Source organism: Paraburkholderia sp. (genome assembly GCF_035656215.1).
In the GTDB taxonomy this organism is placed as follows: domain Bacteria; phylum Pseudomonadota; class Gammaproteobacteria; order Burkholderiales; family Burkholderiaceae; genus Paraburkholderia.
Genome location: NZ_DASRSY010000141.1, coordinates 1 through 9,704, shown reverse-complemented (window position 1 = coordinate 9,704; position 9,704 = coordinate 1). Strand labels below are relative to the sequence as shown.

Here is a 9,704-nt window from a genome sequence, read left to right as displayed (position 1 = left end):
GGCTGGCGATCAATCCGGGGCAGGTGTCCGCTGCGCTGCCGGGCACGCCGACGCAAGACCCTGCGTTCGGTTTGCCGGCGATCTGGATCGATACGAATCTGCGCGAACAGGCGCAGGTGTATGGCTATACGGTGGTCGATTCGAGCACCGTGGTGGCGACGCACCTGAATCACCTGGTGGTCATGCACGCCTCCGAACTGCTCGGCCGCCGTGAAGTGCAGGCGCTGCTGGAGCGGATGCAGAAGGACACGCCGTCGCTGGTCGACGATCTGGTGCCGAAGTCGCTGCCGCTCACCACGCTGCAAAAGGTGCTGCAAAACCTGCTGGAAGAAGGCGTGCCGATTCGCGACATGCGCACGATTCTCGAAGCCCTGTCCGAACACACGCCGAAGATCACCGACGCGCACGATCTCACCGCCGCCGTGCGCCTCTCGCTGGGCCGCGCGATTACGCAGCAATGGTTCCCCGGCGTGGGCGACATGCAGGTGATGGGTCTCGATTCGAACTTGGAGCGGGTGTTGTCGCAGGCGCTGTCTACGGGCTCCAATCCGGGCCTCGAACCGGGCCTCGCGCACACCCTGATGAACGAAACACAGAAGGCGATGACGCGTCAGCAGAATCTTGGGCTGTCACCGGTGCTGCTGGTGCAGCACGCGTTGCGGCCGATGCTCGCGCGCTTCCTGCGCCGCAGCCTGCCGCAACTGAAGGTGCTGTCTTATGCGGAAGTGCCGGATACACGCAATATCAAGGTCGTGAATCTGATCGGAGCGCACGCTTAAACCCGGCGCGGTTAGACCCGACAGTCAGCCGCAGCTTTCCAGATCGATGGTTTCCGCCGGCGCTCCTCGAGCGCCGGTTTTCATTTCGGCGCCTAACTTTTCATGCCGCAAGCGGCTGGCAAAGGTCATGCTTCGCCCGCGGAAGCGCCACCGGGGGCGCGCGGCGAGCCTGTTTAAAACTGCCCTAACCGTGACTTGCGGCGCGTTTCCATCGCCCGAATTACCCACCTTTAACGGTCTTTATCCATCGATCGTCACTCGACGGGTTTCGCAATAATGATCTCAATGGGAAGCGGTATGTTGCCGGTCCGTTAGTCAGTAAGTCCGTCTACCTCATCGGGGGTCCAGCTTGAACATTCGTAAATTTGTCGGCGCTACCAGTCGCGATGCTCTGCGCCTCGTGCGCGAAGCCTTGGGCCCGGATGCCGTCGTTTTGTCCAATCGCACGATGGACGACGGTCGCGTCGAGATCGTCGCGTTGGCCAATAGCGACCTCGCCGCCATCACGCCGAAGGCGCCGCGCGGCAGCGCAGGCGCACCGCTGGCCGCGCCGATGAATGCGATGGCAGGACAACAGCCCGCGCTCGCCGCACCGCGCGCCAATCCGATGATGCAAGCGAATCCGTATGCGAGCGGCATGCCCGATGTGTTCTCGTCGGTGTTCGGCGCAAGCCCGGAAGCGGGCGCCGAGAACATGGCGTTGACCACCGCTGGCGCTGCTTCAAGCCACGCTGCGAATTTCGCCGCAAGCGATGCGCCGGTTGCCGGCGCGAAGCCAGCCATTCCCGCCGCGCCGAATGCCGCGCTGCCGAACGCCCCTAAAGTGGCAGCGGCACTCGCTGCAGCGCCGCTGTCGCAACCGATCAGCATCGAGCAACCCAGCGCCCACGCTGCAGCGACGCGCCTCGCCGAAGACATCCGCGCCGATATGCTCAAAGCCGCCGGCGTGCCGGCAGCACCTGCGGTTGAGGTGCCGCGCACGATGGCCGAATCGAATCCCTGGCTGATCGATCACGCTCGCCGCATCGCGGCCGAACAGCCGCAGCAGGGCGTGTACAGCGCGCACCACGCTGGGATGACGCCGGCTGCCGCCATGGCCAAAGGCCTCGGCGCCGCAGTCGGACCCGCCGCAGCACAACTCGCCGCCCAACCGGCCTCGCGCGCCTCGCAACACGCTCTGGCCCAACCGGTCATGCCGCAAACCGCCGATAAGCCCGAGTGGGCCCGTGAAGCCGCGCAAATCGCCGCGCGCCGCGCCGCGCAGAAAGTTGCGCAATCGCTGCCCGCCGGCGACGACGCCCGCACGTCCAATTCAATCGCCGAAGCGATCAAGGCGCGCATGGAGCAGGTCGTCAACGACACCGTGATGAGCGAACTGTCGTCGATGCGCGGGATGATGGAAGAACACTTCGCCGGCCTGTTGTGGAGCGATCGCCAGCGTCGCAGCCCGGCGCGCGCCGCACTCACCAAGCACCTGTTCGCCGCCGGTTTCTCCGCGCAGCTCGTGCAGATGATGGTCGACAACCTGCCCGAGGACGTCGACAACATGGACGGCGGCATGGAGTGGGTCCATTCGGTGCTCGAATCGAACCTGCCGGTCATGGAAGACGAAGACGCGCTGATGGAGCGCGGCGGCGTGTTCGCGCTGATGGGCCCGACAGGCGTCGGCAAGACTACGACCACCGCCAAGCTCGCCGCGCGCTGCGTGATGCGCTTTGGCGCCAGCAAGGTGGCGCTCCTTACCACCGACAGCTACCGGATCGGCGGTCACGAACAACTGCGCATCTTCGGCAAGATTCTCGGCGTATCGGTTCACGCTGTGAAAGACGGCGCCGATCTGCAACTCGCGCTCTCCGAGTTGCGCAACAAACACATCGTGCTGATCGACACGATCGGCATGAGCCAGCGCGACCGTCTGGTCTCCGACCAGATCGCGATGCTGTGCCGTGCCGGTCAGCCGGTACAGCGCCTGCTGCTGCTCAACGCGACGAGCCACGGCGACACCTTGAACGAAGTCGTGCAGGCCTATCAGCGCGCACCGGATCAACAGCCGCTCGCCGGCTGCATTCTGACCAAGCTCGACGAAGCCACCAATCTGGGCGGGGTGCTCGATACGGTGATCCGCTACAAGCTGCCGGTGCACTACGTGTCGACCGGTCAGAAGGTGCCGGAAAACCTGTACGTCGCGACGAAGAAATTCCTGATCAAGAGCGCGTTCTGTATTCCGCGCGACAACTCCCCGTTCGTGCCGCACGACGATGACATTCCGGCGTTGTTGTCCGCGTTGTCCGCGCGTTCGACGGCCGAACTGCACGAGGTCCGCTTTGGATAAGTTCATGTCCGATCAGGCAGAAGGACTGCGGCGGCTGTTGGCGAGAAGCGGCTCGCGCGTGCTTGCGGTGACGGGCGGCTCGGCTGGCGTCGGCTGTACGACGACCGTGGTGAATCTCGCCGCGGCGCTCGCGCAGCAGGGCAAAGACGTGCTGGTGATCGACGAGTGCCTTGGCGAGAAATCGGTGAGTGCGATGCTTGGCGACATGCGTAGCACGGGCAATTTTGCGGCGGTGATGCGCGGCCAGATGACGCTCGACGAGGCCGCCGTGCGCCACCCGCTCGGATTTTCCGTGCTGGCCGCCTCGCGCCATAACCGCGAAGGCCACGCCGCCGCGCAGTTCGGCGTGGTGTTGCGCGGCTCCGCCGACATCGTGCTGATCGATGCGCAACTCGACCAGCACGGCTACCTTTCGCCGCTCGCGACGCAGGCGCACGACGTGATGATCGTCACGCGGGTGGCCGCGCAAGCGATCACCGACGCGTACGCGTGCATGAAGCGTTTGCACTACGCACACGCCACCGGGCAGTTTCGCGTGCTGGTGAACCACGTGCAGAGCGTGGACGACGCGCATACCGCGTTCGTCAACCTGGCCGGTGTGGCCGGACGCTACCTGACGGTGGCGCTGGAAGACGCCGGTTGTATTGCCGCCGATGCGCGGATGGCGCGAGCCCTGGAGTTGTCGCGGTGTGTCGTCGATGCGTTCCCATCGACACCGGCTGCGCGCGACTTCCGGCACCTTGCAGCCGAATTGCAGTACTGGCCGATGCGGCCAGCGATGTCGTCGCAAACGCCCTGGATGGCGCCTGCGACAGTTACAGCGGCGCAACACGCCGGCCAACCGTCCGCGCAGCACGCCTGAGAGGCGGCACAAGGACAAGGGGAGCACGATGTATAACGCTCAGGGAAAGATTTCCCAAGCCGAAGTTCTGACGAAGTACGCACCGCTGGTGCGTCGCCTCGGCTTGCAGCTCGTAGCCAAGATGCCGGCGAGTGTCGATCTTGACGACCTGATCCAGGCCGGCATGATCGGACTGCTGGACGCGGCGAGCCGCTACAAGGAAGACCAGGGCGCGCAGTTCGAAACCTATGCCAGCCAGCGGATTCGCGGCGCAATGCTTGACGAGTTGCGCAGCAACGACTGGTTGCCGCGCAGCTTGCGGCGCACTTCGCGTGAAGTCGAATCTGCCGTGCACAAGGTCGAACAGAATCTGGGCCGCTCGGCGAGCGAAACGGAGATCGCCGAGCATCTGCAAATGCCGCTCGACGAGTATCAGTCGATGCTCCAGGATCTGCACGGCAGCCAGCTGATCTATTACGAAGACTTCGACCGTTCCGCGGACGACGAACCGTTTCTCGACCGTTACTGCGTCGATCATTCCGATCCGCTTTCGGCGCTGCTGGACGACAGCCTGCGCTCAGCGCTGATCGAGGCGATCGATCGCCTGCCGGAGCGCGAGAAGCTGCTGATGTCGCTGTACTACGAACGCGGCATGAACCTGCGCGAAATCGGAGCGGTGATGGAAGTCAGCGAATCGCGGGTGTGCCAGTTGCACAGCCAGGCCGTGGCGCGCTTGCGCACGCGCCTGCGCGAAATGGCCTGGGCGAATGCCGAGGCGACGTGAGTCTGACGGATTGATGTTTGACCGGCGGTGCGCGCAACGTCCACCTTCTTACGCGTCCGCCATCTCATGCTCCGCGGCCAGCGCGAGAAACGCTGAACGCGACATGCCGCGCGCCTGGGCGTAAGCGTCGATATCGTGAACCAGCGCCTCGGGCAGCGAGATATTGATGCGCACCGCTTTTTTCAGCGCCGGAATATTCCGCGTGGTGACGAAACCCCAGGTAAAGCCCTCGTAGTCCGGATTACGCCGATGCTCAGCCAGCGTCAGCCGGTCGGGAATCGGCAAGCCTTCGTCGAGCAGCGTATCCAGATGCGCCTCGATCGCTTCTTTCGCGTTCGCGTAGGCGTCTTCCAGCGAATCACCCGCCGAATGACAACCCGGAATGTCAGGGACAATCACGCCGTACGCATGGTGCGTGTCACCAGGCTCGATCGCGATCGGGAAAATCAGGTTCTTCATTTCAGGCCTGCCTGTTTCAAGATGCTGTTCAGTGTGCCGGGCGGAAGATCTTTCTTCGGATGCGGGACGGTCACGAGACCGTTTTTTACCGCGTGCCGGAAATGATGATGGCTGCCCGATATTCGGATCAGCCGCCAGCCATCCGCTTGAATCACTTTGACGACTTCGGCACTGTTCATATTGCACTCCTCGAATCATACACACGATTACACAACCTCGCTAGTGGATAACGCTCCGCCTGGCTCGTCTGACGCAGCTTCGAAAAGCTGCACGTGACGGCGGAGAACCGCCGTGGGGGAACCCGTGATTTCAACGTGATGGAGGATTCCGCGCTACCTGGCCGGATGGCCAACGCGCGTTGGAGGAGGGCTTAAGCGCCCTGTGCGGGAGGGCAAAAACAAAAAGGGCTCGTCAACGACGAGCCCTTTTTGTTCAAAACAATCTATTCAATTGCGTCAGCGCGTGAAACGCACTGCGCGAGCCATATCTTCAAGCTGCTGGATGTGCCGGAATCCGCCCATCCGGTCCGTAGAAACCGGTCTTCTGCGGCACGGCTACCTGCAGCGCCGTCAGCGCACGCTGGTTGTAGTCCATCCGCACGCGGATCAGTTCACCGTTACTTGTATTGAAGTGCCGCGCCCGGTCGGCTGCTTTTTGCAGCAGCGCCCATTGCTCGGCGACCCGCGTATCCGCGCTGGCCGCGAGTTCCATGCCAGGCCAGCCGGCCGGCAAGCCCATTTCCGCGAGCAGCGTATTGCGGGTGGTTTCGAGCGTGGCGAGCACGCCGATCAGTTCAGTTTTCTTCTCGACGATCGGCGGCAGCAATTCCAGCGGCGACAAGGCGGTCAGTGCCTTGGTCTCGAGCGTCAGAATCGAGGCGAATGCCTCGGCGGCCGAATATTCTTCGATGAGGGTGGCAAGCAGGGCGTCTTTCATCTCAACAACTCGCTGAACACGACGGCTCGCGCATGATTCGCGAGCCGGGTTTGTCGAATGCCGCCCGGCAATTCACCGTACTTCGATGCGTCGATTAGTTGCCGGTCGACGAGGTTCTGCTTTGCAACAGTTCGCGCGCGGTATTCAGCACACCGTCGGCGATCTTGCTCGAATCCATCTGCAGCGAGCCGTCCTTGATGGCTGCTTTGATCGACTCGACGTGCGCCGTGTCGATATCGGCCGAACCGGACGCCGCGAGACTGCGCAGATGCTGCGACAGACCCGACAGGCTGACGCTGGCGTCGCCCGAACCGCTGGTGGTGGTCGGCGAGCTCGTGCCCGCACTCTGCGTGCTGTTCGCAGTCGCCGCGTCGCTTTGTTGCGAGCGGGACAAGGCGTCTTTCAACGTCGGCAGATTCGAATTGGTTGTGGAATCGACTTTCACGATTGGCTTCCTGAACGATTTGATCCTGATAACGGCAACTGGTGATCAAAACTTTAGCGCAATCGCTCCAGGTTGTGCCTTGTCTTTCAAGGCGATCCGACCCCACGACGGATTCGAAATCCACTGCACGGGCCGCGCCAGTCTTCGCGGCTGATTCCGCGCCGGCACGCTGGCTGCCGGACGTGCTACGGCGCGGCGTCACAACTGAATCTCCACCGTCGAACCATCCTTGACGATGCCGGAGATGATCTGGCCGTTAGCCGTCTTGACCCGTACCTGTTGTCCCGGCGACGCGTTGTTCATCGCGCTGCCTTCGGCCGAAATCGCGAAACCAGTGCCGCCCGCGACGACTCGCACCGTTTGTCCAATCGACACCGCCGACGCGCTCTTCAGCATGTCGCGGCGCAGTGGCATACCGCCGGCGACGCGTACGAGCGACACCGAGCCGACTGCCTGCGACGGGTCCGTGACGATCGCCTGCGGCAGACCGGTCAGGTCGCCGTCGCGCGCGACGAGATCGGCGGCTGTGAACACTTCGCCCGGCGCCATTGCGCGAGCGGCCAGATAGTAGGTGGCGCGCAGCGAAATGCGCGCTTGCAGATAAATGGTCCACGGCCGTTCGCCGGCGCAGCGCACACCGACGGTCATGCGGCCCCACAGGCGCGCGCCGCTGGGCATGAAGGGTTCGAGCATCGTGCAGGCCGCGAGGCCGCGCGGAAACGCCGGCGCGACGGTGATTTCGACCTTGCCGGGCAAGCCCGCCGATTGCTGCTGCAAAAAGACGAGCGCGGCACTGCGAATCGCCTCGGCGTCTTGCTGGCCGGCCAGCGGCACCGGTTGCGCCACCGCTGCGGGGCGCAGATTCTGTTGCGCGACCGTCGGCGCCACCTGACGCATCGACGGCGTGCGGGCGATGGTGGCGGGCGATGTCGGCATCGGCGCGGGTGTCGGCGCAGGCTTCGGTGCGACTGCCGTGGTCACGACGGGTTTGCCGTTCGCATTCAAATGAGGCGGCTCGCCACGCGAGGCAAGACTGTCGAAGCCACTGGCCGCGGGCGCGTTGCTGTTTGCGCTTTCGACACCGTTGCTGGGCGCATTGGCGGCCACCGGCTGCATGCCGGCGCCTTGCCGCCCGGCATTCGGTGCTGGCGTCACCACAACCGGCACGACCTGACGCGAGCCCCGCATCACATTGACGCGTGTAACAACCCCGGCCGCCGGTTCGGCTGCTGCCACATTGGCGTTGCCCGGCGCGGGAATCGTCACGACTCCGTTCGCGTCAGGTTTGAAACTGGTGCGGATCATCTGCGGCGCGGCAGGCGGCTCGCCCGCGCCCGGAATCACGATCGAACCGCTCGCATTGGCGGCACGCGTGAATTGATCGGCGTCACGCGCGGCAGCCCCCGCCGTCAGCGACTGTGCGGTAGCGGCGGCGAGCGTCGCGGCGGACCCCGCGCGTTTCGCGGGCGTTGCCTGCATCTGCGCGGCGAGATCGGCAAGGGAGGCAGGATTCTTTTCGCCCGGGCCCGGAATCACGATGGGACCACCGGCGTCCTGAGCCTGTTGAGCCTGAGTAGTGGCCGGCAGCAGCACGATGCCGCCGGCAACCCATACCGCCAGGTTTACAACGAGGCGAGTCAGGAGGCGGGATGAACCGCGCGACGCACGCCGGACCACGCCCGCACTCACGCGATGCGCCGCCACGCAGCTTGCGCGGTGCGTCAGATCGAAGGTGGGCTGGTCCATCGGGTTTCTCCATCGAATGCATCGGTACGCCTTGCATTCTAGTGAGCGCCCCCATTGGGCAAACGTTGAATAGAAGCCCCCTTTCCCGGTTATTCGTCCGATTGCTACTTGCGTTCGGCCCATAAGATGCACTTCATGCAAAAAGGTCTTCCCGGCCGACGCAGGTCTCATGCGAGGCAAGCACGGGAAAAACTCGGGAACGTTCTCCGGAGATTTCTATGCTGGACAAACTCGATGCCGAATTCGCCTTTGGCCGCCAGGCGCTCGATGTGCGCGCTTACCGGCAGGAACTGCTGTCGTCGAATATCGCCAACGCCGATACCCCCGGGTACAAGGCGCGCGACGTCGACTTCGCTTCGTCGTTGGCCGGCGCGCTGAAGAAGACCGGCGGCGGGACGGGTACGGGCGCTTCGAACAACTCGACGCTCGCCATGACGCAGCCTGCCGGGGTAACGAGCGGCATGTCGATGGTGTCGACCGCGCCGGGCCACATGTCCGGCAACGCGACGCTGACGCCGACCGGCGGCACGCCTGACGACTACGGCAATCTGCAATACCGCATTCCGACGCAACCCGCGCTCGACGGCAACACGGTCGACATCGATACGGAGCGGGTGCAGTTCGCGGACAACACGTTGCACTTCGAATCGGGCATGACGGTGCTGTCGAGCCAGATCAAAACGATGCTTGCGGCGATTACGTCGGGCTCGTAAATAACAGGCACCGCAAAAAGACATAGCAGTACGCAGGAACAATCGCTACGGGAATTAACTTGAAGCCGGGTCGAACCGTGCAACTGCGTTGCAAGGGGTCGGAGTAAGCGCTAAAGCGCCAACTCCGATCGACAGCGTTGCATGGGATCGGAGTAAGCGCTAAAGCGCCAACTCCGATCGACATAGGAGAGGTCAGGAAACATGCCATCTTTAATGAATATTTTTGGTGTTGCAGGCTCCGCGATGTCAGCGCAGTCGCAGCGGCTCAACGTGACGGCGTCGAATCTCGCCAACGCGGACAGCACGACCGGTCCGGACGGCCAGCCGTACAAGGCCAAGCAGGTCGTGTTCGCGGTCAGCCCGATCGGCGGCGCGCGCTCGGGCTCCGGCCAGCAGATCGGCGGCGTGCAGGTCACCGGCGTGGTCGACGACCCGACGCCGATGAAGACCGCCTACGACCCCGGCAACCCGGCGGCCAATCCGGATGGCTACGTCACGCTGCCCAACGTCGACCCGGTGCAGGAAATGGTCAACATGATCTCGGCCTCGCGCTCGTACCAGGCCAACGTCGAGACCCTGAACACCGCCAAGACACTGATGCTAAAAACGCTCACGATCGGAACCTGAGGAGAGCTCCTTGACCACCAACACCACCATCGGCAACAACGG

The 9,704-nt window shown here is 63.8% G+C and carries 11 protein-coding genes; 6 read left to right on the top strand and 5 right to left on the bottom strand.

The annotated features are described in order from the left end of the window. The 4 genes from VFE81_RS08095 to VFE81_RS08080 form a co-directional block, all read left to right on the top strand. Nucleotides 1–779 (top strand): FHIPEP family type III secretion protein (locus tag VFE81_RS08095; RefSeq protein WP_325044102.1); only part of this gene is annotated, 779 nt, incomplete at its 5' end. 349 nt (nucleotides 780–1,128) lie between these two features. Next, entirely contained in the window at nucleotides 1,129–3,111 is a 1,983-nt protein-coding gene (flhF, locus tag VFE81_RS08090; RefSeq protein WP_325044101.1) for a flagellar biosynthesis protein FlhF, read from the top strand. Beyond that, nucleotides 3,104–3,973 carry a MinD/ParA family ATP-binding protein gene (locus tag VFE81_RS08085; RefSeq protein ID WP_325044100.1) on the top strand — a complete coding sequence of 290 codons (870 nt, stop codon included), beginning with the start codon at nucleotides 3,104–3,106 and terminating at the stop codon, nucleotides 3,971–3,973. The genes flhF and VFE81_RS08085 overlap by 8 nt, the downstream gene beginning before the upstream one ends. Before the next feature lie 28 nt (nucleotides 3,974–4,001). Then, complete coding sequence (locus tag VFE81_RS08080; protein ID WP_325044099.1) at nucleotides 4,002–4,736, top strand: RNA polymerase sigma factor FliA; 735 nt, start codon at nucleotides 4,002–4,004, stop codon at nucleotides 4,734–4,736. A 48-nt stretch (nucleotides 4,737–4,784) separates the two neighbouring features. Here VFE81_RS08080 and VFE81_RS08075 read toward each other — a convergent pair whose 3' ends face one another. The 5 genes from VFE81_RS08075 to flgA all read right to left on the bottom strand — a co-directional run bounded on the left by VFE81_RS08075 (nucleotide 4,785) and on the right by flgA (nucleotide 8,322). Beyond that, the gene (locus tag VFE81_RS08075; protein WP_325044098.1) at nucleotides 4,785–5,195 is read right to left on the bottom strand and encodes a type II toxin-antitoxin system HicB family antitoxin; all 411 of its coding nucleotides are present in this window, start codon (nucleotides 5,193–5,195) and stop codon (nucleotides 4,785–4,787) included. Continuing rightward, on the bottom strand, nucleotides 5,192–5,374 hold the full coding sequence (locus VFE81_RS08070) for a type II toxin-antitoxin system HicA family toxin (RefSeq protein ID WP_325044097.1): 183 nt from the start codon (nucleotides 5,372–5,374) through the stop codon (nucleotides 5,192–5,194). The genes VFE81_RS08075 and VFE81_RS08070 overlap by 4 nt, the downstream gene beginning before the upstream one ends. Before the next feature lie 310 nt (nucleotides 5,375–5,684). Then, a complete protein-coding gene (locus VFE81_RS08065; RefSeq protein ID WP_325044096.1) occupies nucleotides 5,685–6,131 on the bottom strand; it encodes a flagellar protein FlgN in 447 nt (148 codons plus the stop codon). Nucleotides 6,132–6,225: 94 nt separating this feature from the next. Further along, entirely contained in the window at nucleotides 6,226–6,576 is a 351-nt protein-coding gene (gene flgM / locus VFE81_RS08060) for a flagellar biosynthesis anti-sigma factor FlgM (protein ID WP_325044095.1), read from the bottom strand. A gap of 198 nt (nucleotides 6,577–6,774) precedes the next feature. Beyond that, nucleotides 6,775–8,322: a flagellar basal body P-ring formation chaperone FlgA gene (flgA, locus tag VFE81_RS08055; protein WP_325044094.1), complete on the bottom strand. Its 1,548-nt coding sequence runs from the start codon at nucleotides 8,320–8,322 to the stop codon at nucleotides 6,775–6,777. A gap of 218 nt (nucleotides 8,323–8,540) precedes the next feature. On the opposite strand from flgA, the gene flgB reads away from it, so the two are divergent. Continuing rightward, nucleotides 8,541–9,035 (top strand): flagellar basal body rod protein FlgB, encoded by a 495-nt coding sequence (gene flgB, locus VFE81_RS08050; protein ID WP_325044093.1) that lies wholly within the window; start codon nucleotides 8,541–8,543, stop codon nucleotides 9,033–9,035. Nucleotides 9,036–9,236: 201 nt separating this feature from the next. Continuing rightward, complete coding sequence (gene flgC, locus VFE81_RS08045; RefSeq protein WP_325044092.1) at nucleotides 9,237–9,662, top strand: flagellar basal body rod protein FlgC; 426 nt, start codon at nucleotides 9,237–9,239, stop codon at nucleotides 9,660–9,662. Nucleotides 9,663–9,704 lie beyond the last annotated feature (42 nt).

Excerpts from the sequence above, each read along its gene's own strand:
- VFE81_RS08080 (WP_325044099.1), top strand. The coding sequence starts at position 4,002 with ATGTATAACGCTCAGGGAAAGATTTCCCAAGCCGAAGTTCTGACGAAG.
- flgA (WP_325044094.1), bottom strand. The coding sequence starts at position 8,322 with ATGGACCAGCCCACCTTCGATCTGACGCACCGCGCAAGCTGCGTGGCG.
- VFE81_RS08065 (WP_325044096.1), bottom strand. The coding sequence starts at position 6,131 with ATGAAAGACGCCCTGCTTGCCACCCTCATCGAAGAATATTCGGCCGCC.
- VFE81_RS08075 (WP_325044098.1), bottom strand. The coding sequence starts at position 5,195 with ATGAAGAACCTGATTTTCCCGATCGCGATCGAGCCTGGTGACACGCAC.
- VFE81_RS08070 (WP_325044097.1), bottom strand. The coding sequence starts at position 5,374 with ATGAACAGTGCCGAAGTCGTCAAAGTGATTCAAGCGGATGGCTGGCGG.
- flgC (WP_325044092.1), top strand. The coding sequence starts at position 9,237 with ATGCCATCTTTAATGAATATTTTTGGTGTTGCAGGCTCCGCGATGTCA.
- flgB (WP_325044093.1), top strand. The coding sequence starts at position 8,541 with ATGCTGGACAAACTCGATGCCGAATTCGCCTTTGGCCGCCAGGCGCTC.